Source organism: Klebsiella sp. I138, assembly GCF_051131765.1.
In the GTDB taxonomy this organism is placed as follows: Bacteria; Pseudomonadota; Gammaproteobacteria; order Enterobacterales; family Enterobacteriaceae; genus Klebsiella.
This window is the reverse complement of sequence record NZ_CP180447.1, coordinates 2,155,142-2,176,917: the sequence shown is the minus strand read 5'-3', so window position 1 is coordinate 2,176,917 and position 21,776 is coordinate 2,155,142. Positions and strand designations below refer to the sequence as shown.

The window sequence follows — 21,776 nt, the reverse complement described above, 5'->3', positions numbered from 1 at the left end:
ACTGGAGGGCAATATGTTTGATATTTCTGTGGTGTTTCCCTATTTCCCTCAGTTACTAATCGGCGTGCTCAGTACTCTGGCGGTATCGCTGAGCGCGATTGTCATAGGATTGATCTTCGGTTGGTTAATCTGTCTGGGATTAAACTCTCCGCAGCGTCTGGTGCGCTGTTTTTGCAAAACCTATGTCAGTTTTTACCGTGGCACGCCGTTACTGGTCCAGTTGATATTAATATTTTATGCTTTGCCGGCAGTGGGGGTTACGCTCTCGCCATTGCTGGCGGCGGTTGTGGCCCTCTCATTAAATACCGCTGCCTTTCAGGGGGAGATTCTTCGGGCTGGTTTTAAAATGTTGTCCAAAGGCCAAGTGGAAGCGGCGCGAGATTTTGGTTTTTCAGTGGTGCAAACTCTGTTTTATATTCAGATGCCGCAGGTTTTACGCACCATGATGCCGGCATTGATTAATGAAACTATCGATATTATCAAAAATTCAGCACTGGTCTCGGTCGTGGCAGTCCATGAGCTAATGAGAGTGACTCAAACCCTGGCCTCCACCACCTATCGGCCGCTGGAGTTTTACACGGCATCCGGGCTGCTTTATTTCCTGACCTCGTGGGGGCTGAGTATCGTTGGCGCCAGACTGGAGAAAAAACGCTCATCTTCGGCTCAAAGGGTGTTAGCACAATGAATCTTGAGATACTGATTACTTATAAAGATGCCATCGCCTCCGGTATATTTATGACCCTAAAAATGAGCCTCGGCGGTATTCTGCTGGGGCTGGCGATAGGTCTCTGTTTTTTTCTCCTCGAAAGACAGAAGCCGGCGCTATTCAATGTGATATATCATGCATGGATTAATATATTTCGCGGCACGCCGTTACTGGTGCAGCTCTTTTTAGTCTTTTATGGTGGGCCCTATATTGGTATTAACCTTGAAGCACAACAGGTCGGCGTGCTGTGTTTAGGGTGTTATGGTTCTGCCTATTTTGCAGAGATATTCCGCGCGGGTCGCAATGCTGTCTCTGGCGGGCAAGTCGAAGCGGCTTTGGACCTTGGTTTAAGTGTGTGGCAAATATTTACTTTCATTATCTGGCCGCAAATGCTCGCGCGAACTGTCCAGCCATTGATAGGCCAGAGCGTTATTCTGGTAAAGGAGTCGTCGGTGCTGTCAATTATTACGGTCGGTGAACTCACTAATACCGCCATGACCATTGCCAACCAGACCTATGCGATGGTTGAAATCTATTCCTTAATGGCCATTGCTTATTGGGGGATCGCGGTCGGTATCTCTTATCTGGGTAACAAAATAGAACGTCATTACTCTTATTCTCAATTAAGTCAGGGTTAATATTATGCGTGATTATGCCATTAAGATTAACGGCCTCAATAAACACTATGGCGAAAACCATGTATTACGCGGCATCGATGTCAGCATTACTGCCGGAGAAGTGATTTGCGTGATTGGTGGCTCAGGGTCGGGTAAATCCACGCTGTTACGCTGCATTAACTTTCTGGAGGATTATAGCTCTGGCGGCATTGTGGTTAACGGTGAGTGCGTCGGCTATGAACCACTCGGCGGGGAGAAACGCCGGCGTTTAAGTGACAAGGAAAACCGCCGGGCGTTGCGCGATGTTTGTATGGTCTTTCAGCAGTTTAATCTGTGGCCGCATATGACGGTACTCGATAACGTAGCCACGCCGCTGCGGCGGGTTAAAAAGATTTCCCGTGAAGCAGCCTACGCCGAGGCGAAAACGCAGCTGGCGCGGGTTGGCCTGGCAGACAGGGCCGACAGCTGGCCCGCGATGCTTTCCGGTGGTCAACAGCAGCGCGTTGCCATTGCTCGGGCACTGACCATGAAACCGGCCATTATGCTGTTCGATGAACCCACTTCAGCACTTGACCCGGAACTGGTCGGGGAGGTGCTAAAGGTGATCCGCAAACTTGCCGATGAGGGGATGACCATGATGATAGTCACCCATGAGATGGGGTTTGCCGCCAAAGTCTCCGATCGGGTGCTGTTTCTTGCCGATGGCTGCATTGAAGAGCAGGGGCCGCCGGCGCAACTATTTCATCAGCCGAAAAGCCCACGGCTGCGGTATTTTTTATCGTCGTGGAGTGAGCGCCAGTCGGGAGCGGGATTACCAGAAACGGCGGCACAGGCGTCAGCATGAAGCAGGGGATTGCTTGTGGCGCGCTGGCGGGCGCATGCTGGGGATTCATCTTCCTGCCGCCGATGCTGTTACCCGAGGTATCACCGCTGCTGTTAACCTGCGGGCGCTTTGCAACCTATGGCATTCTGGCGGCAATATTACTGATCCCGCAATGGCGCAGGATTGCCCGCGTCTGGCACCATCGCCATCTGCTGACGCTGATCCGTCTTTCGCTGCTGAGCAATGTGCTCTATTTTCTGCTGGTCGCCGCGGCCGTGCAGCAGGTCGGTATCGCCGCAACCTCGCTAGTGATTGGCTTAATTCCGGTGATGGTTCCGCTGCTCGGACGCAGAGACCAGCATGCGCCACCATTCAGGCAATTATTGCTGCCGATGGCGGCGATCGTCGCCGGGGTGGTGCTGATAAATCTGCATGCGCAACAGCCATCCACGTATCCGATGACGGGGCGGAAGCAGCCGATGCTGGGGATGCTCTGTGCCGGCACCGCATTGCTGTGCTGGAGCCGTTACGCGGTCGAGAATTCGCGCTGTCTGAAAACGCTCCCTTACGACAGCAATCAGTGGTCGCTCCTGATTGGCCTGTGTACGGGAGGTATCTCGGTACTGCTGTGGCTCATTGCCAGTCTCTGCGGGTTTTCCGTTGTTGATTTATCGTTGCCGGCGCATGCGCAAACGCTCTTTTGGGCGATGAACGTGGTACTGGCCGTGGTCTCTTCGTGGCTGGGATATCTGGCGTGGAATCTCTGTTCCCGGCGCCTTCCGCTATCATTGACGGGGCAAATGGTGGTTTTTGAAACCCTTTTTGCCCTGTTATACGGTTTCATCTATCTCCAGCGTGTTCCGGATCTTCTTGAAAGTGCCGCTATCGTGCTGTTGCTGGGGGGCGTCCTGACGTCGGTGCATTTCCATCAGCATAGCAACCGTGTTCAGGCAGCGGTATAGCTCCCTCCACGAGAGGTTCGATTGCGCGCCATTCGTTGCAAATTGCCACTGGCGGCGTTGTATTGGTCCGCTGGACTACCGGGTTACTCTGGTCACGTTTTATTCTGTCGCGCATTGCGAACGATGTGGTCTGTTTTACGCCTGAGCCAGGAGGGAGCGGCGGGGCACCGTTACTGGCGCTTCCTGATTCTGTGCCGCCAGGGTGACGCAGGGAGTCTGAATGATTGCTGGATATTTTTTATAGTATACAATCAGATACTAAGACTACGCCTTAAGTAGGTATTGGGCCTGTACTATGAGAATTGACACGCTGACGGTGATATTTAACCAGCAAAGCGCACTCTATAAGCAACTCTTTACCTTCATCAAAAATAGTATCCTTACTGGCCGTTTTTTGCCTGGCGATGTACTGCCGGCAAGCCGACGACTGGCGGCCGATATGGGCATTTCGCGAACCAGTGTGCTAAATGCATACAATTCTCTACTGGCGGAGGGATACATCACCAGCATAAGAGGTTCAGGGTACCGGATTAATCACCTGCCTGTGCCGCAGGCTGAAAAAACGGTCGATGATAAATCATTACCTCAGAGATTGACCGAGCGTTATCTTCCATTCAGTCCTGAACCTATCGATACTTCATTTTTCCCCTCCCATAAATGGTCCAAAATTATTACCCGGTTAAGCAGAGAAAAACCTGAGTCGCTGTTGTATACCGATGTATATGAAAAATTTGGCAATCGGGATTTGCGAGAAGCGATTTGCTCATATCTCTATGAGAAAAAAGGACTTAATTGTACATCTGAGCAGATTGTTATTACATCAGGGTCAATGGAGTCGCTTGAGCTTTGCGTCAACATACTGACTGAGGCCGGCGAAATGTTAAGTATTGAAGACCCTTGCTTTCCTCCGATGTACACTTTTTTGGCCAGAAACACACGGGTTCTGAATGCCATGTCGGTTGACCATGAAGGCGCATGTCATGACAACCTTCCCCAGGAAAGCAAAGCGGTGATTATCACGTCAGGTTGTCAGTTTCCCTTTGGGATAATCATGAGTATCGAAAGGAAAATGGCGTTTATTCAATGGGCAAATTCGAGGAAAGGGTGGATCATTGAAGATGATTACGACAGTGATTTCAATGCTGAGGGATCGAGGGAACCGACCTTATTTACTTTGGACCAAAATAAGAGAACGCTCTATCTGGGCAGTTTCTCGCGTCTGATCACCAGTGAATTACGCGTAGGGTACATTGTATTACCAGAACATCTACTGGAGAGGTTTAAACAGGCAGAATACGAGTTTAAGGTTTCGTATCTACCTCAGGTGATACTCGCGGAGTTTATCAAAACAGGTGAGTTCTATCGAAACCTGCTAACAGCCAGAAAAATATACACAGAAAAGAAGGCATTCTTCGCAACGTTGCTAAGAGAGCAGCTATCAGATTATGGCTATCCTTTTCGAAGTGAGGCAGGAAGTTTCGTCGTTTTCATGCTTGACCCTGCCTATTCAGATAGTCAATTTGCGGTGTTTGCAAAGAGTAAAGGCCTGGACCTGATGCCGCTGTCACCGATGTGTCATGAGGTGAACCAGAATGGTTTTCTGCTGGGGTTCATCTACTTTAATCGAGAAGTGCTAAAAAAAGCGGTCAGTCTGATGAAACATTGCCTTGCTTTATATTGTGGCGCCGGTAGTGGTATCAGATAAAGCAAAGCCTGAGTCGCCATGGGCAATACCGGGATAACAGCCCGATGGCGCTTTTTTAGCGCTCCGAAAACGGAGTGCGTGCCAGATAATAGATACGCTAATTTTTTATCATCCACTCCAATTACTTGATGCATGTATTTGGGCATTGAAAAGGATATCCTTCCGAGATAATGTCCATCAGTTCTGGTATATAAGGTGTGACGGTCATTTTTACCATCGCCGGGAAGAAGACCTGCGGTTCGGGGAATATATCGATAACATGGCAGTGTGTTAACTGTGCAGCGTTCACCTCAGAAGCCGGAACCAGGGTCACCGCCTCTAAACCGGTTTCCAGCCAGTCGAGAATGGCGCCAGGTTGAGTGATATGCATAATAACCTTCGGCATCACCCCGCCATTTCTAAATAGCCCCATCAGAATTTCGTAAGTGCCAGAATCTCTTGAACGATGGAGTAAAACCAGTGGATACTTTGCCAGCTCCACAAAGGGAAGAGGGGTTTCTGGTTGAACGGGCAGCAGCTTTTTGCTAATAACAGCAACCATTTTTATGGGTTCAAATGCAACAATATCATATCCCTCACTGCTATAAGGTTTCTGAATCAGCGCCACATCTAACTGCCCATTATTGAGTTTTTCTTCCAGATAACTCGAATCCAGTACTGAAATATTGAGCTCAAATGCCGGGTGCGCACGGTGCAAAGCCAGCAAAAGTGGCTGAAACCACCGTTGGAAAAGATGGCTTAATCCAATGCGCAGAACCTTACCCTGCTGGTTATTGATCTGCCGGGTTTCTAGGGTGGCATCTTCTACCTGCCGAAGGATCTCGCAGGCCCTTCTATAGAGATGATAGCCCGCCTGAGTGGGTTCGATACGGCTACCGTTCCGTTCAAATAGTGTGACATCCAGTTCTTCTTCCAGCTCACGGATACGTTTACTGAGCGGAGGCTGCGCCATATTTAACATTCTGGCAGCCTGAGTAATTGAACCATGTTCAACGACCTTACAAAAATAACGTAGTCTCTTCAGATCCATCCTTTCAACCTACCCTCATCTTTTTGATCTGGTCTCTGGCACGAAAACGGTATTTACCCGCTTTTGCTGTATGGGTATATGGTGCGGTCAGTTAAATCAATTAACCGGAAAAAATCAAGATGGCAAAAAAATCTTCTGTGTATGACCTGCGCTCAGCGCTAGAGCTACTAAAAACATTACCAGGTGAATATGTTGAAACTGACACAGAGGTCGATCCTCATGCGGAGTTGTCCGGTGTTTATCGCTATGTTGGCGCGGGTGGTACATGCCTGCGTCCGACGAAGAAAAATGGCCCGGCAATGGTATTCAACAAAATTAAAGGATTTACAGACATCAGCGTCGCCATTGGTCTGAATGGATCGCGTAAACGCGTTGGCGAGTTTCTTAATTGTGAGCCGAAAAAGTTAGGTTTTTTATTAAAGGAATCGGTTAAACACGCGATTGCTCCGGTGGATATTGAACCGGCAGCGGCCGTTTGCCAGCAGGTTATTCATCTTGCATCCGATCCCGGTTTTGATCTGCGAAAACTGCTACCGGCGCCGACCAATACCGAAGAGGATGCCGGGCCATATATCACCATGGGTCTGTGCTACGCGTCCGACCCAGAGACGCATGAATCAGACATCACTATTCACCGCCTCTGCGTTCAGAGCAAAGATGAGCTGACAATGTGGCTAACGCCAGGCAGACATATTGATGCTTTCCGAATGAAGGCGGAAAATGCGGGTAAGCCGCTGCCAATCTCTATCAGTATTGGCGTTGACCCGGCGATTGAAGTTGCCGCCTGTTTTGAGCCACCCACCACTCCACTGGGTTTTAATGAGCTTAGCATCGCCGGGGCACTGCGTGGTCATCCGGTCGAAATGGTCCAATGCAAAACCATCAATGAAAAAGCCATCGCCCATGCGGAAATTGTTATTGAGGGTGAGCTATTGCCCAATGTCCGCATGCAGGAAGACGTCAACACCCAAACGGGCAAAGCCATGCCTGAATTTCCAGGCTATACGGGTGAAGCGAAAGCTGCCATTCCGGTCATTAAAGTTAAAGCAGTTACCCATCGTCACCACCCAATCTGGCGGACCACCGTGGGACCTGGTGAGGAACATGTAAACATGGCCGGGATCCCGACGGAAGCCAGCATTCTGGATCTGGTCGAGCGAGCGATGCCGGGAAAATTGCTTAACGTCTTCGCGCACTCTGCTGGGGGCGGGAAATTACTGGCTGTCATGCAGTTTAAAAAAGCGGCTGCGGTGGATGAAGGTCGTCAGCGTCAGGCAGCATTGCTGGCGTTCTCTGCATTCCCTGAACTGAAGCACGTTATCCTGGTTGATGAGGATGTCGATATTTTTGACAGCGACGACGTGCTGTGGGCGATGCAGACCCGCTATCAGGGAGATGTAGATACCGTATTTATACCCGGTGTACGCTGTCATCCTCTGGATCCGTCACAGGTTCCGGAGTACAGCCCTTCAATTTTGCAGCAAGGAATGTCCTGTAAAACAATTTTTGACTGTACCGTGCCATTTCATCTGAAAGCACATTTCGAACGGTCGAAATTTATGACCGTTGATGTAAAACGTTTTCTGCCAGACTTCGAATAACTGAGGTGGCCATGAGTCAGCAACGTATTATTGTTGGAATCAGTGGCGCATCCGGATTTCAGTACGGTGTAAAAGCGCTGGAATTATTACGTCCTCTGGATTTTGAGGTCCATCTTGTCATTTCCCGCGGAGCAGAGCGTACCTGCGAACTGGAAACGGACTATAACCTGGCCGATGTGATGTCGATGGCTGATGTTACCCATGATATCAACCAGCTTGGGGCATCTGTGTCCAGCGGTTCATTTACGACACGGGGAATGCTGGTTGCTCCTTGTTCAATGCGAACGATGGCTTCTATTGCCCACTGCATGACCGATAACCTGCTGACTCGTGCCGCCGATGTGGTGCTCAAAGAGCGGCGACGACTGGTTCTTATGGCGCGCGAAACACCGCTCAATCTGGGACATTTGCGTAATATGACTCAGGTGACTGAAATGGGGGGGATCATATTTCCCCCGGTTCCTGCGCTTTATCAACGGCCACAAAGTGTTGACCACATCATTCATCACAGCGTCGCCAGAGCCCTTGATCTATTTGGTCTGAATCTTGAACTACCCCGGTGGGGTGAAACTCCCTCCCAGTGATTTTATGGAAATACTATGTTAATCGGTCCTTATGTAAACGGTGCTGCTATTGTTGCTGGTGGTGTTATTGGTGCAACCAGCGGTAAATATTTGCCAGAACGGGTAAAAGCCTCGCTTTCTTTGATATTTGGTCTTTGCTCAATGGGGTTGGGGGTAATGCTTATCCCTCAGGTAAAAAATATGCCTGCGGTAGTGATAGCCTTAGTTCTGGGCACAGTCATTGGCGAATTAATATTTCTGGAAAAAGGTTTTGGACGGGCTGCCGGGTCGACTCGCGGAATGATAGATAAGTTTTTCCCGACACCAGATTCATTGTCGAAGGATAGTTTCACTGAGAAATTTGTCGCGATCGTCGTTCTGTTTTGCGCAAGTGGAACCGGTATTTTCGGCGCGATGCATGAAGGGATGACGGGCGATCCGTCAATCCTGTATATCAAAACCGTACTGGACCTTTTTACCTCAACGATCTTTGCCTCTCTGTTGGGTTTTGCTGTTGCCACTATCGTGATTCCACAATTGGTCATTCAATTGGTGCTCGCGATGTTGGCCGGTATGATCCTGCCCATGACCACAGCGTCCATGATGGCAGACTTCTCCGCTGTCGGTGGTTTGTTGATGCTGGCGACCGGTTTTCGCATTGCGGGTATTAAAGTGTTCCCGGTGGCAAATATGTTACCGGCACTTATCTTAGTGATGCCGCTGTCCTGGGTCTGGGCCACATTTGTTGGGTAAATCTCTCGGCAGGTAAGTCGCCTGCCGTTTTTGAGAACCCGGAGATCAATAATGTTTTCGGGACAGAGCGTTCTGCTCGATTTGCGGCGATCTCCCTGCGATATTCAGGACGGAAAATGACTCACCGGCCGTCGAGAAAATACACCTAAGCTGTATTTTCAGATTTTTCATACATACACTTGTAGTATTATAAGCACACATTATTTATCCTGGAATATAATCATGCTGTACTCATATGCATTCTATTCGAAAAAGCACAATAGATCCTATATGACGACGTTGCTACTCATACTGCTCATGTTTATTGTCCATGTGGCTTTGCTGCTTGAAACGGAAAATATCTGGCTGCTGTGTGGTGTGCTGGTCTATCTCCCTCTTTATCTAATCTGGTCTCGGGTATCGTCGCTACGTAGCAGAATACCGGATTGATACGCGCAGTGTTGCAGTGAATTGTAATAAAAATAGTTATGCGCGACGTAGCTCATATCCTGGCATTTGTCCTAAAGACTCTCGTGCCAGGCGATTTATTTCAAGGTATTCCATGCAATGAATGACGCCTTTATCATTGATATTCTTTAGCCCAAACCTTTTGAATACCCGTTTTTTTAAATTATAAATTGTCGTCAGATTAAGCTGTTTTTTCGCGACGACACTATGAACTGATTCGCCCTGATAAAGTTCGCGAAAAATTTGATAAGTATGGTTGCATACTCTGACAGGCGGCGGCTGCCGTTTCATTCGTTTCCCAAGCATCACGATTTCATGAAAAGAGATCTTACGTGGAACCCGAATTGGGTAAGATGATGTCATTTTGTGTTGAAAGTTAGATTGCACCATGATGGCAATGTTACAAGTCAGTTTTGTTATTCTCTCCAGCGTATTCATTCTAATAATTTTACTATAAATACAAATTAGCACTACATCATCAGAAAGTATGTCTTCTTCTGAAAAGTGGGGGGAGTGAGTTTTAAGGGCGAGTGATTTCGACAGCACGGTTTCTTCGCGTATTTTTTCGCGAACGCCAAGAAGGAGCAGGGCATTATCTGAGACGATATGAATAGTCATTTTTGGTTAATTATTTTATCTGATTGTTAGTTACAGCAAGAAGATGTCAAGTATTCGTTAAAAGTTGCTTTTTTTGCTAATGGTACTCAACGTGGCGGGTATGATTCTAACCGTGAAGATTAATCCATTGAAATGACCAATTCCGGTATATTTTTAATGACCAGTCGGTAAACCCTGTCCAAATCAGCATGGGAACCGTCCGCAGAATGCATGCCCTGGCATTAACGACAACCAGGCCGGCATGATTCTGCCGACCGCGGTTACCCTTTCTCTGGTGTTCTGTTTTCACAGATAAAGTAAGGCGTATTCGTTGACATGAATAACCATACCCCTTTCTTAATCGGCACGATCTTCACGATAAACTCGCTCCCTTTGTTCGGATTAGTAAAAAAGTCTGGTAAGAAAGTCCCAAACGATTCATTATTCGGAAGTGAAGGCAGTCTTATTTCTGAATCACTATTTTTGAAAACGTAGATCTGGTTTCGTTTTTTTTCATAGGAAAAATATTTCCTTATGCTGAGGTCGTCACCGATTCCATCTAACCCACCGGTAAAGGTGATCAGCCCATTCCCATTATAAGCAGAGAAGGTCACCGATAGCGAAAGCGTTTTTTCACCACTGATAACAGAAAACGCAGATGTGCAGTCAACAGGTTCATCATCTCTCTGCATTCCGCTATAGCACAGTATTGCGAAAAATAAAAGTGTGTAGATGGTTACTCTGACTTTTTTAAATATACGCATGATTTTTATTTAAGATAGTAAGCTGAAGTACAATAAGGTCTTTTTTCTGAATCTATCGAGTTTCGGCAGGAAATTAAAGACGTCCTGCTGGAAGGGAAATAGTTTGTCAAATACAGGGTTTGCCCAGCGGAACAGGTGATGTTTTTTTCCTTGATAAACCGGGAAAAGTAGCTGTCATCACTTAAATCGCCATCCCATAATACAGTGCAGCCATTCATGTCAGCCAACTCATTATATTTTGAGAAAATGGTTGCGTTGTGCAGTGAGCGAGAAAAAAACTGCACGCAGCACAATGTAACGAGAACGAAAATCGCAATCAGATCTATTGCCGAAATTTTCCTGTAAGATTGTGAAAACCATCTGAAAAATATAGGTTTATACTTTTTGTATTCAGAAGAAGAAACCATGTCTTCTGAGTCAGTATTGAATTTCATATCCTTTGGTAGCGTTACTGCTCCGGGTGCTTCTAAATTGAATTTTCTTTCTTCCTCATCATTGTGCTCAAGTACGCTAATCTCATTAGCGACCATGAACCCCCGCTTTGGAATAGTCTGTATCACCAGGTCTGAAACATTCAATCTGTTTAAGGCTTTTCTGAGTAAAGATATGTTTTGGTATAGTGTGCTAGAAGTGACATTCATACCTCTTTCTCCCCAGACACTTTGTAACAACTCCGCCTGAGTGATGATCTTTCCTTTGTTCTGGAGTAGTACATAAAAGCATAAACTCGAAGATACCGCTAATGTAATGTATTCGTTATTTTCTATGGAGTGCAGGGTATGCAAAGATGGATTATATACCACTTTATTTTCAATACTATAAGTCTTAGCCATATATCACTTCTTACGATTTGAACATCAACGGAGTGCTTATGTGTTATTTTATGTAAAAGATACTAGCATTGATGCCATAGCAACACATTCGATCATGTGTGGGAATTATCTTAATTAATAGAGAATAATCCTAGAGAGATTAATAAAATGTTAACGCATTCAGGTGGGGGATCTATCTATATGTTTTTCAAGGATTCACTGCGCTTAATGTATTAATAATAAAATAACATATCTAATAGACAGGGATTCAAAAATTTATGATTAATCATAATCAGGAAACGAGATTATGATCGCCAGACGATGTTCAGTCGTACGTATTCAGTGCGATGCAGTTGGGAATATGTTCGGAGCACCAGGAAGGGTAATCATAACCGGAGTCAGAGAGTGATAGAAAATCCTAAATTGACCCTGCGCACAACTTTTTTGGCCATTTGCTGTGTATGCCGAGCCAAAAGCAGTATATTATTTGCGAAGTGAATGTATGTAGTCAAGCATGCTTCGCCATATTCCAACCTTTGAATGACGGTGCCGTGTATGATTGAAATTCATTCTCTATTTATAAAGCGCTCATATTGTCACCTTGCTGGACGACACTGGCCCGCAGAAATTTGCCTGTTTGATTGGGGCTGGCAGGTTGATCACCGTGGCACTTATCATCATTGATGAAAAACGGCTTTGCCAGCTGAATGCGTTTTTAATTAACAGGAAGCGGAGGCTAGAGTATCCGTTTATTGTTTGATAATAACATGGCGTACGTTTTTAGCTTTTTATTTGCAATTTGCTCATTAAGAATATGCCCGACAGTGGATGTTTTTTGACGCCATCATTATAGCCTCATTCTGGAAAGGTATCCGTAATCTTCCTGGAGTTGAAAGGACTTTAACTCTTATCTATATCAGAAACCCATCCTCTATGTTCTTTTAGAGGTGAAAACAAACCGGCCAGAATGGTCAGGATTATGTTGTAAATATTATGAAATATATAATCCAGGACTCTGTATCCTATAACCCCCAGGATGGAACATTACGTTCATCTGACCAACCGGATGACGTCACCACCTTAACGAAAACGGCCTCATCGCTGCTCGCTGTGCTCCTCGATGACCGGGGGGTTGTCCCCCGTGATTATCTGATTGAAACGGTCTGGGGCAGTCAGGGGTTAACGGGCAGTTATAATAATCTGAACCAGTATCTTAGTATATTACGCCGGGCATTCCGTCAGTATGGCCTTGATGACATCATTCTTTCTATGCCGCGTATGGGTGTGCAACTCAATCCAGCCCTTCGAGTGATTCAAGTTTTTGATGAAGAAGACGATACCACTAGTCATGAAGGGGCCGGTGAACAACGATTTGCTGATACAGCAGACCCGGCTCCGTCTTCCGAGACGGAAGCATTAACCTCTCAGCGCCATGCGATCTGCAGTCATCAGGGGCTAAGGCTATTCTTCTTCTATATTGTTCCAGGACTTTTTTGCCTCTTCTCCTCTGTTCTCATACTTCTCTACATTCTGCATACTTTTCGCTCACCAGGTATGCCAGAAATCAGTCAGTTGCCGGTTTCAGAATGTCATGTCTACGCCTTAGAAGACGTCAAAGAAAAATGGAAACCGGCGCTTGCCGATGATTTCTCCCGTGTCAGAACGAATCTCCGGTTGCCATGCGATGAACATAATCAGTTCTTTTTTCATTATGATTCCAGGATTAAATCCTCGGGCTTAGGCAACACATTGCTGACTCAGTGTACCTCCCGCGGTGATAACCCCCATGGGTACTGCAACAACTATTTCTTTTATAACTGGAGATAAGATGGCCCGTAAAAGCATTTTGTTTTTAATATTTTCAGTGATCATCCTTATGATTTGTTGTGCCGCCTTAATTCTCTGTGTATACCATCAGCGCAATGATGTTTTCAGGTGTTCTGGCGATCTGACCGCTTACACTGACAACTTTTCCCCTCCGTTTTTGCATGGGAAGGTTTATATTACCTTTGAAGCCGATGAGAAAGGGTACATGCGCGTGGATGGTGATTCCTATTCCGCTTCGACCTCAGAGAAACGGCCGCTGCATCGCTTTATTTTTTTTGATTATCAACGTTCATCTACCGCCGCTGGTGATAATTATATCCTTGATAACTATCGTATGGTTAAGTCTCCTGCTGATGCTTCAGGGGATGAAGAGTTTCATCAGTTTATGGCAGTATTCAGTCAGGGCTCACAAAAACTTAGATTAATTGTCAGACGAGTAAACAGCAAAACCAGTCTCATCGGCTCGGTAAACTCTCCATTACTGATCTGCATCTCCCAATAAGCGTTTCCTCCCTCCATTTCTTTCACTATCTACGAGTCTGTCATTGCTGGCAATGACAGAGATTAATCGTATTTTTCTGATCTGGAATGGATCTCTTAATTTTACTCATTGATTAGTTTTTTGAGCTTAAAATGCGTTAATTTTTTATTAATATTGGAATAATAAAATAAATATAGCTTTAAGGTAAGCATATTGTTCCGTTTTGTTCGTTGTGTCGGCATACTTCATCTCAACGATTCAGGAAAATCTTGTTAAAGGACCAGCCTGAACACTTAAGCCCTGGAGGGCTATCAACAGCCTTGAACAAGGAGGTAGCAGATGATGTACATACTTTCAGATGATGACTTCTTCTCCCTTGGTGTAAGGAGTGTCTTTAGAAATGCAGGAGAACATCTTACGATCCTGCCTGCTGTTTCTGATTCGATTGAGGAAAGTATGAACAGGCTTTCTGATGGGGATACGTTACTGCTGGCTGTTGACATGATGGATATTGTTAATAAAGTACTGCATATATTGTCCAGAAGAGATATTAGGATATGTCTCTTTATCAATAATGCTAAAGGCTATGAATGCTTTGCCGGTTATAATGGCATCGTCTCACGCCGGACACCGTCTGGACTGATTTTAAGTGCAGTTAAACGTGCGATAAAGAAAAATGCTTTACGGCGGATTACGGATGACCTGACGCCTAATGAACGTGCGGTAATGGATAATCTGGCAACTGGCGTGAGTGTTTCACACGTTGCCAGCTTACTGAATATTGCCGAAAAAACGGTTTACAATCATAAGAAAAAAGCTACTCAGCGCATGGGGTTAAATAAAATGAAGGCGAAAGCCATGCTGGTGTATAGCGGTGTTAAACAGCTTTTATATAGTGATTCTTTTGAAAAAAGCTTTTAGGCCAGACCGCCGTCAGACTCTTTTCTATGATTGAATCATCGCTGTGATAATTTTAAGTAATTATCTGCGCATGCCCGGATATGTAATTTATTTTTAGTAAGTAATGAGTTGTTCAGTGTAATACAGATCGTGTCACCCATAACTACCTAAAGCTATGCAAGCGGCGGTAATCGTTTGTCTGTCGATTTAATCGTGGGCAAACATATTCAATACAAGGAGTTTGTTATATGAAAATGAAAAATACTCTGGCTTCTGTTGCAGTTGCCGCAGCGTTAATGTCTTCGTCTGCTTTGGCAGCCGATGGCACGATTAACTTCCGCGGTAAACTGGTGGCAAATACCTGTGATATCACTATTAACGATCAGGCATCCCCTGGCGTGGTTGTACTGCCGACGCTGGCGGCATCAACATTAGCTACTGCAGGGCAAACTGCAGGTAAAACACAGTTCAATATTGGACTGACGAACTGTGAAGGGATGACCAGTACATCAACGGCAGCAGCATTCTTTGAAAATGGTGCAACGGTTAACACAACCACGTTTAACCTGATTAACACCGACACCTCGGCAACGGGTGCCGAAAACGTGCAGCTGCAGTTACTTGACGCAACAAGCGATCAGGCAATCAATATTGGTAATCAGAATCAGAGAACCAATACCAGCCGTATCGATGCCAGCACCGCCTCTGTTGTTCTGCCTTATGCTGTTCAATATTACTCACTGGGTACCGCAACGGCGGGTGATGTGACCAGCCAGGTTAACTTCAGTATTGATTACGAATAATTGAGTCATGATGTTGTTTTAAATAACGGCGGCTTCAGTGCCGCCGTTTGTAAATGGATGGTTATTATGAAAAGGACATTATTTTTCAGCGTATTGCTTTTATGCTCGGCGTGCACATCAATGTCAGCTAATAGCACGGTCGTGATAACCGGGACCCGGGTTATTTATCCAGCAGACGAGAAAGAAGTCTCCGTAAAAATGAACAATAACGGCAACGTGCCAGTACTTGTTCAGTCATGGATTGATGATGGCGATCGTAACTCCACGCCGGAGACCGCGAAAGCGCCTTTTTTTATTACCCCGCCGGTCAATCGCGTGAATTCGGGACGCGGTCAGGTATTACGTATTCGTTATACCGGGGATGCACTGCCGACGGATAAAGAGTCCGTGTTCTACCTTAATGTGCTTGAGGTGCCGCCTAAAGCGAAGAATCCTGATGGCAAAAATCTGCTCAATATGGCTTTTCGCTCACGTTTAAAGCTGTTTTTCCGTCCGACAGGATTGTCTGGAAATGCTCTGAATGCGCCTCAGCAAGTGTCCTGGTCCCGTGACGGTAACCGTGTCGTCGCACGCAATCCGACACCTTTCCACATCAACGTGGCGTTATTTACTGAAGATGAAAAAGGGAAAGTACCGCTGGGCGACGGTGGAATGATTAAACCCGGGGATGTGCGCACCTTCATGCTGACCAAAGCCACTGCAAAATTCTATCCCGTTGTCATTAATGATTACGGTGCACTGAAAGTCGTCACACCGGCAGGAAAATAAATTAGGAAATATTACGGCGCTCTCAGGAGGCTGATAATAACTGGTGAAATGGAGTGTATTCATGCCTGACAGACTGGTATTCAGACCATTAGCTGCCGCCATTGCCTTACTTTCTGGCCAGGCATGCGCAGAGGAGGTGGAGTTCAATACGTCTTTTATGAGTCCAGGAAGCCAGAAAAAAATCGATATTACCCGCTATGAGCGTAATCTTGCAGCGCCAGGGATTTATCGGGTCAATGTTTTGGTGAATGGCCAGTCCCGCGGTCCGCACGACGTCATAATAAAAGCAGAGAGCTCCGCCGATCTACAGGGCGATATTTGTCTGGGCATTCATAGCCTAAAGCAGCTCGAGCTTGATCCAGAAAAACTGCCCCCTGATGTGCGAGAGCAACTGAAGAATAAGGCGGCGGATAGCTGTTTATCCTTGCAGCAGGTTATTCCCCAGGCCACGCTGACATTTGAAGCCGGAGAGCAACTGGCTATTGATATTCCGGGTATGTACCTTCTGCGCAATCCTCGTGGTTTTGTCGACCCTGAGTTTTGGGACCGGGGTATTACCGCGGGCATATTAAGCTACAACGCAAATTATTACCGCTCTGAGAATCAGGGAAATAATACGGAAAGCGCTTATACAGGCATATCTGGGGGCCTGAATCTCGCAGGATGGTTCCTTCGCCATAACGGTAGCTGGAACTGGAGCGGAGATACCGGAAGCGGTTATCAGACGTTGGATACTTACCTCCAGCGTGATATCCCCGCGATCCGCGGTCGGATGACGCTTGGGGATACCAGCACGACCGGTGAGTTATTCGGAACGCTGGCATTCCGAGGCCTGCAATTAGCGAATGAAGAACAGATGCTGCCAAATTCCCAGCGAGGTTATGCTCCGCTGTTACGCGGCTATGCTCGTACGAATGCGAGAGTTCAGGTTATGCAACAGGACAGGCTGCTGTATGAAACAACCGTTCCCCCGGGAGATTTTGAGATTAATGACCTCTATCCCACGGGCTACGGCGGTGAGCTGGAGATGATTATTCTCGAAGCTGACGGTTCGAGCCAGCGGCAGACGATTCCGTTTGCACCGACCAGCAATTTACTTCGTCCTGGTACGCACCACTATAGCGCGACGCTCGGGAAGCTGCGGAAAGGCTGGGTAGGTAATGAACCGATGCTGGGCGAAGTGACCTGGCAGACCGGGGTAAACAACTATCTGACCGGTTATGCCGGTCTTCAGGGAAATAAAGATTACCAGGCCGGGCTTATCGGTACCGCGCTGGGGACTTCCGTGGGCGCATTTTCTTTGGATGCCACGCATGCCAAAGCATCGCTGGAGAAGCCTGTAGAAGGGCAAAAATCGATGAACGGGCAAAGCTATCAGCTTAAGTATAGCCAGCATATTCAGCAGACCAACAGCCATGTCAGCCTTGCGGCGTATCGCTTTTCTACCGATAGCTATCTCGATTACATGACGGCGATGCAGATCCGTGAGCAACAAAGCCATAATGACCATCGCTATCTTATTCAGCGCCCGAAAAGTCGCCTGGGGATTACCGCAACTCAAATTTTACCCGAGGGCTGGGGCAGCTTTTATATCAATGCCTACCAGCAAAATTACTGGAACGCCTCCGATCGCGACAGGCAGTATCAGGTTGGTTATAACAACAGACTAGGGCGTTTAAGTTACAGCCTCAGCGCCAGTCGTTCCCGCAATGGCGATAACGACTATGAAGATCGCTATATGCTCAATTTCAGTATTCCGTTGGGAAATTCGGGCATTTTCAATCAGATGTCAGTCAATATGAGCCATGAGCCAAAAGGGATTGTGCGGGAGCAGGTGAATCTCAGCGGATCGTCCCTCGAAGATAATTCACTCAGCTACAGTCTGTCCGGATCGAATTCAAACAAGGGTGGGGCACCCGGTGTTTCCACTACCGCGTCGCTGCGGACTGAAAATGCAACTCTGCAGGCATCGGCGGGAAGTGGCAAGCGCTACCACAACGTTTCCGCAGGGATGAGCGGGGCCGCCGTTTTACACAGTGAGGGCGTAACCCTGACGCCGTACAGTGGCGATACGCAGGCTCTGGTGGAAGCCAAAGGAGCGAACGGCGCTGCCGTCAGCGGCTATCCAGGCATACGCATCGATAGTTCAGGATATGCCATCGTTCCCTATCTGAATGCCTACCAGATGAATGAAATCAGTATTGATCCTAAAGGCCTGCCGGACGATATCGAACTGGATGATACAAGCCAGAAAGTGACCCCGTTCAACGGTGCAGTTGTAAAGCTGCGTTTCAATACCACGCAAGGGCGTCCGGTGATGATCCAGTTGAAAGACAATCAAAATATACCGTTCGGGGCTGATGTTATTGATGAACAAAACAATATTGTCGGCGTGGTGGGGCAAGGGAAGCAGGCCTTTGTTCGACTGGCGTCCACCTCCGGTAAGTTGACCGTTCGATGGGGTAGTGAAGCGAATGAGCGTTGTCAGGTGCAGTATCGCGATCCTGGAAAAGACAGTCGCATGCCGACAATTGCCGGAAGCTGTCGATAAGACGTGTAAGCCAGGCCAGGAACTCTCCAGTTAAGGAAAAATAATGAACATGATCAGATTTGTTCTTCTCGCGCTGTTCGGACTACTGCCGGGATGGGCCATGGCTACCGGGTGTTATGTTGCACAGGGAGGCATCACCACGAAAGAAACGACCCTCGGCAACGTGACAATATCGGTTCCGCCAGATATGCCTGTGGGGACGGAGATCTATCGACTTCGGGCGCTCAGTTCGACAGAGGCCGGAAGCGCAGGCATTATCTGCTCTGCGGTGGCCAGAATGTACTGGTATTTTGATTACGGGGATATTATGTATCCTGAGTCAGCTGTGGCCAGCCCTTACGGCGGGCGTATGTTTGACACTAATGTTCCGGGTATTGGCGTTGTTTATCTGGCCAGCGGCACGATCAGTTCCGGCAATTATACCAAGGGCTATCCTTATACCCACGATCCGGGTGGTGCCTATTCCGATATGTACCTGAAGAACAACCCGGTTGTAAAAGAATTTGCGCTGATTAAAACCGGGGATGTTCAGCCGGGGATCATGACAGGCGCAAGTTTACCCACGGCCGTATTCTCCGGCGGACAGTCCGGCGATATGCATGAATTTTTCCGCTATCGCTTTAATGGTCAGGTAACGATAACGGTACCGACCTGTCAGATAGAATCCCCCAATAATACCGTTGAACTAGGGGAACATATGATAGGTGGAACCTTCTCCCATATCGGGTCAGCGACGGAATGGAAAGATGCCAGTATCCGCCTGGTCAATTGCCCCACATTTTTTGGTAGCCGCGGTAAAACAGCAGGTTTGAGCTATTATGGTGTGGCTGATGCCAGCGCAAATATCTGGACACTGTCGCTCCAGCCGGTCAACGGAGTGATAGATGAACAACGGGGCATTATCAGTCTCGATAATTCAGGTTCAGCGACGGCGGCAGGTGTGGGGATCCAGCTATCTGCGGCGCAAAGCGACGCATCGGCGATTAAGCTGAATGAAGAGCTGAGGGGAAACTTTCCGTTTGATGGTTCTGCGTCACTGACAATCCCGATTTTTGCCCGCTACATTCAAACGGAAAGCAGTGTGACTGCGGGTCAGGCTGACAGCAGTATTATCTATCATCTCGAATATAAATAGAGGAAGCCATTTTTTTGCAATAAAATATGTCAATAAACCAGCGTGGTTTTATCATGTAAGAATAATTTCTGCGCTAATGTTGATTGTTTGCTACTAAAGATTGCTGGTACGCACCTAAAAAGTGACGTCGATTCTCGGTGGGTATAACATAATGCCAGTTTGCTGCTATATGTGTCGTAATTATTGGTATCGGTTATACAGAATCGGTTATCTGGAACTATGCCAGCCGTCCTTGCTACCTCGAATTTAGTGAACTACAATGGCAGAGTTAATAATATTTATGATTCTCAATAATGGGCTGTCTGCAAAAAGATTATATCGTCGAGGACGAGGGCACTTATGTATCTAATGATGGGTTTTTAAACTGCGATGAAAATAGAGACATTTGCGCTGGTGCCTGGAAAAGAGACTGCGATATATAAACAGCTATTTGATTTTATTAGAGAGAACATTATTGCCGGTCATTTTTTGCCCGGAGATACCCTTCCTTCAAGCCGCCGCCTTGCCGTTGACATGTCCATCTCCCGAACCAGTGTCCTTAATGCGTATACTGCGTTAATTGCTGAAGGGTACATCATCAGCCGCAAAGGGGCAGGCTATACGATCAATACTCACCCGGCAGCGCATCTGCCTGAAGCAAGAAAGGAAGAAGCTACCGTTGCGATTAACCATTCCAGATACGCGCCGTTCAGTGCTGAACCGATAGATAATTCGCTTTTTCCGGTGTCCAGATGGGCGAAAATTATGTCAAAAATTGCCAGAACGGCTTCGCTTTCGCTGGTAAATACGAGCCAGTACGATGAGTTCGGGAATCGTGACCTCCGGGAGATACTCTGCGAATACCTCTACGAAAGCAAAGGTATCAGCTGCAGCGCGGGTCAAATTATTATTACTACCGGCTCCATGGAGTCGCTAGAAATCTGTATTAATGCTCTGACGGTGCCGGGTCAAATGCTCAGTCTTGAAGACCCCTGTTATCCATTATTACGGAGTTACACCGATTCTCAACGCCGCTTTATTCACGTGATGCCGGTCGATGAGTCGGGAGCACGGTGCGATACCATACCCGCAAGTAGTCGCGTGGCAATAATCACTCCAGGGAACCAGTTTCCGCTCGGAATGACGATGCCGACCCAGAGAAAACGCGAATTTGTGCAATGGGCTTATAATAATCAGACCTGGATTATTGAAGATGATTATGATGGTGATTTCTATTTTAATAACAAGAAAGCACCGGCCCTGGCGGCACTCGATACGCACCACCGAACGATTTATCTTGGCAGTTTCTCTAAACTCATCAGCTCTGAATTTCGCATTGCATTCATTGTTGTCCCTGTCGCGCTCTTGCCTCGGGTAAGTAAGCTAAACTACACGCAAAAAGCATCTTATTTACCGCAGCTTGTGCTGTCTGAATTTATTCGCTCAGGTGATTTTTATCGTTATCTGTTGAAAGCCAGAAATAGTTATGCCGAAAAAAGACATTTTTTAATCGCACTCTTGAATAAGACACTCTTTCCCTACGGCAAAACCTACGGAGATCCGGCCGGAAGTCTGGTGGTATTTACATTTTCTCTGGAAATAGATGATGTTAAGGTCGAGTCACTCGCAAAAGAGCAGGGGCTTTCTCTCAGAGCACTATCACAATTTTTCTGTCATGAAAAACGCAGTGGGTTAGTGATGGGATACCTGCTTTTTAACCGTGATACGCTGAAAAAGGCGGTCCATTTGTTGAAGAAAGTGCTTGAAGAATATAGCCATAGCGCCAGTGTGTCTGACAGGTAAACGGTAATACGAGCGTTTCTGGCAGAGTAATGAGGCACGTATCGCTCAGCAATGCCTTTTTATGGTGCGCAGGTACTCAGCGTTCAACAGGTTTTACCGAATGATGCTTACAGGAAGAGCATTTTAGCCTCTCAGTGGACCTGTTGATG

The 21,776-nt window shown here is 46.9% G+C and carries 20 protein-coding genes; 16 read left to right on the top strand and 4 right to left on the bottom strand.

What is annotated here, in order from left to right; translation table 11 throughout:
* Window positions 1-13: 13 nt before the first annotated feature.
* The 5 genes from ACMYSK_RS10210 (at window position 14) to ACMYSK_RS10190 (ending at window position 4,813) form a co-directional block, all read left to right on the top strand.
* Entirely contained in the window at window positions 14-685 is a 672-nt protein-coding gene (locus ACMYSK_RS10210; protein ID WP_434642600.1) for an amino acid ABC transporter permease, read from the top strand.
* Window positions 682-1,344: an amino acid ABC transporter permease gene (locus tag ACMYSK_RS10205; RefSeq protein WP_434642597.1), complete on the top strand. Its 663-nt coding sequence runs from the start codon at window positions 682-684 to the stop codon at window positions 1,342-1,344. The genes ACMYSK_RS10210 and ACMYSK_RS10205 overlap by 4 nt, the downstream gene beginning before the upstream one ends.
* A gap of 4 nt (window positions 1,345-1,348) precedes the next feature.
* The gene (locus ACMYSK_RS10200) at window positions 1,349-2,167 is read left to right on the top strand and encodes an amino acid ABC transporter ATP-binding protein (protein ID WP_434642594.1); all 819 of its coding nucleotides are present in this window, start codon (window positions 1,349-1,351) and stop codon (window positions 2,165-2,167) included.
* On the top strand, window positions 2,164-3,108 hold the full coding sequence (locus ACMYSK_RS10195) for a DMT family transporter (protein WP_434642591.1): 945 nt from the start codon (window positions 2,164-2,166) through the stop codon (window positions 3,106-3,108). Before ACMYSK_RS10200 ends, ACMYSK_RS10195 begins: the two co-directional genes overlap by 4 nt.
* A gap of 295 nt (window positions 3,109-3,403) precedes the next feature.
* Entirely contained in the window at window positions 3,404-4,813 is a 1,410-nt protein-coding gene (locus tag ACMYSK_RS10190; RefSeq protein ID WP_434642588.1) for a PLP-dependent aminotransferase family protein, read from the top strand.
* A gap of 121 nt (window positions 4,814-4,934) precedes the next feature.
* On the opposite strand, the gene ACMYSK_RS10185 is transcribed toward ACMYSK_RS10190, so the two are convergent.
* Window positions 4,935-5,843: a LysR family transcriptional regulator gene (locus tag ACMYSK_RS10185; RefSeq protein WP_434642585.1), complete on the bottom strand. Its 909-nt coding sequence runs from the start codon at window positions 5,841-5,843 to the stop codon at window positions 4,935-4,937.
* A 119-nt stretch (window positions 5,844-5,962) separates the two neighbouring features.
* Here ACMYSK_RS10185 and ACMYSK_RS10180 point away from each other — a divergent pair, with 119 nt between their 5' ends.
* From ACMYSK_RS10180 to ACMYSK_RS10170, 3 genes are read left to right on the top strand one after another with little or no spacing between them, the layout of a single operon-like run.
* A complete protein-coding gene (locus ACMYSK_RS10180; RefSeq protein WP_434642582.1) occupies window positions 5,963-7,444 on the top strand; it encodes a UbiD family decarboxylase in 1,482 nt (493 codons plus the stop codon).
* Between the two features lie 11 nt (window positions 7,445-7,455).
* Window positions 7,456-8,028 (top strand): UbiX family flavin prenyltransferase, encoded by a 573-nt coding sequence (locus ACMYSK_RS10175; RefSeq protein ID WP_434642580.1) that lies wholly within the window; start codon window positions 7,456-7,458, stop codon window positions 8,026-8,028.
* A gap of 15 nt (window positions 8,029-8,043) precedes the next feature.
* Window positions 8,044-8,760 carry a DUF554 domain-containing protein gene (locus ACMYSK_RS10170; protein WP_434642578.1) on the top strand — a complete coding sequence of 239 codons (717 nt, stop codon included), beginning with the start codon at window positions 8,044-8,046 and terminating at the stop codon, window positions 8,758-8,760.
* 465 nt (window positions 8,761-9,225) lie between these two features.
* Here ACMYSK_RS10170 and ACMYSK_RS10165 read toward each other — a convergent pair whose 3' ends face one another.
* The 3 genes from ACMYSK_RS10165 to ACMYSK_RS10155 form a co-directional block, all read right to left on the bottom strand.
* A complete protein-coding gene (locus ACMYSK_RS10165; protein WP_434642576.1) occupies window positions 9,226-9,825 on the bottom strand; it encodes a hypothetical protein in 600 nt (199 codons plus the stop codon).
* A gap of 260 nt (window positions 9,826-10,085) precedes the next feature.
* On the bottom strand, window positions 10,086-10,568 hold the full coding sequence (locus tag ACMYSK_RS10160; protein WP_434642573.1) for a hypothetical protein: 483 nt from the start codon (window positions 10,566-10,568) through the stop codon (window positions 10,086-10,088).
* Between the two features lie 5 nt (window positions 10,569-10,573).
* The gene (locus ACMYSK_RS10155) at window positions 10,574-11,401 is read right to left on the bottom strand and encodes a winged helix-turn-helix domain-containing protein (RefSeq protein WP_434642570.1); all 828 of its coding nucleotides are present in this window, start codon (window positions 11,399-11,401) and stop codon (window positions 10,574-10,576) included.
* A 972-nt stretch (window positions 11,402-12,373) separates the two neighbouring features.
* On the opposite strand from ACMYSK_RS10155, the gene ACMYSK_RS10150 reads away from it, so the two are divergent.
* The 8 genes from ACMYSK_RS10150 to ACMYSK_RS10115 all read left to right on the top strand — a co-directional run bounded on the left by ACMYSK_RS10150 (window position 12,374) and on the right by ACMYSK_RS10115 (window position 21,627).
* A complete protein-coding gene (locus tag ACMYSK_RS10150) occupies window positions 12,374-13,207 on the top strand; it encodes a winged helix-turn-helix domain-containing protein (RefSeq protein ID WP_434642567.1) in 834 nt (277 codons plus the stop codon).
* 1 nt (window position 13,208) lies between these two features.
* Window positions 13,209-13,709, top strand: a complete 501-nt coding sequence (locus tag ACMYSK_RS10145; protein WP_434642564.1) for a FidL-like protein — start codon at window positions 13,209-13,211, stop codon at window positions 13,707-13,709.
* 318 nt (window positions 13,710-14,027) lie between these two features.
* Window positions 14,028-14,609 carry a LuxR C-terminal-related transcriptional regulator gene (locus ACMYSK_RS10140; protein WP_434642561.1) on the top strand — a complete coding sequence of 194 codons (582 nt, stop codon included), beginning with the start codon at window positions 14,028-14,030 and terminating at the stop codon, window positions 14,607-14,609.
* A gap of 227 nt (window positions 14,610-14,836) precedes the next feature.
* Window positions 14,837-15,391, top strand: a complete 555-nt coding sequence (locus ACMYSK_RS10135; RefSeq protein WP_434642559.1) for a fimbrial protein — start codon at window positions 14,837-14,839, stop codon at window positions 15,389-15,391.
* A complete protein-coding gene (locus ACMYSK_RS10130; RefSeq protein ID WP_434642556.1) occupies window positions 15,392-16,159 on the top strand; it encodes a fimbrial biogenesis chaperone in 768 nt (255 codons plus the stop codon).
* A gap of 61 nt (window positions 16,160-16,220) precedes the next feature.
* Window positions 16,221-18,710 carry a fimbria/pilus outer membrane usher protein gene (locus tag ACMYSK_RS10125; protein ID WP_434642554.1) on the top strand — a complete coding sequence of 830 codons (2,490 nt, stop codon included), beginning with the start codon at window positions 16,221-16,223 and terminating at the stop codon, window positions 18,708-18,710.
* A 277-nt stretch (window positions 18,711-18,987) separates the two neighbouring features.
* The gene (locus ACMYSK_RS10120; protein WP_434642551.1) at window positions 18,988-19,845 is read left to right on the top strand and encodes a fimbrial protein; all 858 of its coding nucleotides are present in this window, start codon (window positions 18,988-18,990) and stop codon (window positions 19,843-19,845) included.
* 369 nt (window positions 19,846-20,214) lie between these two features.
* Window positions 20,215-21,627 carry a PLP-dependent aminotransferase family protein gene (locus tag ACMYSK_RS10115; RefSeq protein WP_434642548.1) on the top strand — a complete coding sequence of 471 codons (1,413 nt, stop codon included), beginning with the start codon at window positions 20,215-20,217 and terminating at the stop codon, window positions 21,625-21,627.
* Window positions 21,628-21,776 lie beyond the last annotated feature (149 nt).

Excerpts from the sequence above, each read along its gene's own strand:
- ACMYSK_RS10145 (WP_434642564.1), top strand. The coding sequence starts at position 13,209 with ATGGCCCGTAAAAGCATTTTGTTTTTAATATTTTCAGTGATCATCCTT.
- ACMYSK_RS10160 (WP_434642573.1), bottom strand. The coding sequence starts at position 10,568 with ATGCGTATATTTAAAAAAGTCAGAGTAACCATCTACACACTTTTATTT.
- ACMYSK_RS10170 (WP_434642578.1), top strand. The coding sequence starts at position 8,044 with ATGTTAATCGGTCCTTATGTAAACGGTGCTGCTATTGTTGCTGGTGGT.
- ACMYSK_RS10125 (WP_434642554.1), top strand. The coding sequence starts at position 16,221 with ATGCCTGACAGACTGGTATTCAGACCATTAGCTGCCGCCATTGCCTTA.
- ACMYSK_RS10205 (WP_434642597.1), top strand. The coding sequence starts at position 682 with ATGAATCTTGAGATACTGATTACTTATAAAGATGCCATCGCCTCCGGT.
- ACMYSK_RS10165 (WP_434642576.1), bottom strand. The coding sequence starts at position 9,825 with ATGACTATTCATATCGTCTCAGATAATGCCCTGCTCCTTCTTGGCGTT.
- ACMYSK_RS10210 (WP_434642600.1), top strand. The coding sequence starts at position 14 with ATGTTTGATATTTCTGTGGTGTTTCCCTATTTCCCTCAGTTACTAATC.
- ACMYSK_RS10175 (WP_434642580.1), top strand. The coding sequence starts at position 7,456 with ATGAGTCAGCAACGTATTATTGTTGGAATCAGTGGCGCATCCGGATTT.
- ACMYSK_RS10185 (WP_434642585.1), bottom strand. The coding sequence starts at position 5,843 with ATGGATCTGAAGAGACTACGTTATTTTTGTAAGGTCGTTGAACATGGT.
- ACMYSK_RS10200 (WP_434642594.1), top strand. The coding sequence starts at position 1,349 with ATGCGTGATTATGCCATTAAGATTAACGGCCTCAATAAACACTATGGC.
- ACMYSK_RS10115 (WP_434642548.1), top strand. The coding sequence starts at position 20,215 with ATGAAAATAGAGACATTTGCGCTGGTGCCTGGAAAAGAGACTGCGATA.
- ACMYSK_RS10120 (WP_434642551.1), top strand. The coding sequence starts at position 18,988 with ATGTACTGGTATTTTGATTACGGGGATATTATGTATCCTGAGTCAGCT.
- ACMYSK_RS10155 (WP_434642570.1), bottom strand. The coding sequence starts at position 11,401 with ATGGCTAAGACTTATAGTATTGAAAATAAAGTGGTATATAATCCATCT.
- ACMYSK_RS10135 (WP_434642559.1), top strand. The coding sequence starts at position 14,837 with ATGAAAATGAAAAATACTCTGGCTTCTGTTGCAGTTGCCGCAGCGTTA.
- ACMYSK_RS10140 (WP_434642561.1), top strand. The coding sequence starts at position 14,028 with ATGATGTACATACTTTCAGATGATGACTTCTTCTCCCTTGGTGTAAGG.
- ACMYSK_RS10190 (WP_434642588.1), top strand. The coding sequence starts at position 3,404 with ATGAGAATTGACACGCTGACGGTGATATTTAACCAGCAAAGCGCACTC.
- ACMYSK_RS10180 (WP_434642582.1), top strand. The coding sequence starts at position 5,963 with ATGGCAAAAAAATCTTCTGTGTATGACCTGCGCTCAGCGCTAGAGCTA.
- ACMYSK_RS10195 (WP_434642591.1), top strand. The coding sequence starts at position 2,164 with ATGAAGCAGGGGATTGCTTGTGGCGCGCTGGCGGGCGCATGCTGGGGA.
- ACMYSK_RS10150 (WP_434642567.1), top strand. The coding sequence starts at position 12,374 with ATGAAATATATAATCCAGGACTCTGTATCCTATAACCCCCAGGATGGA.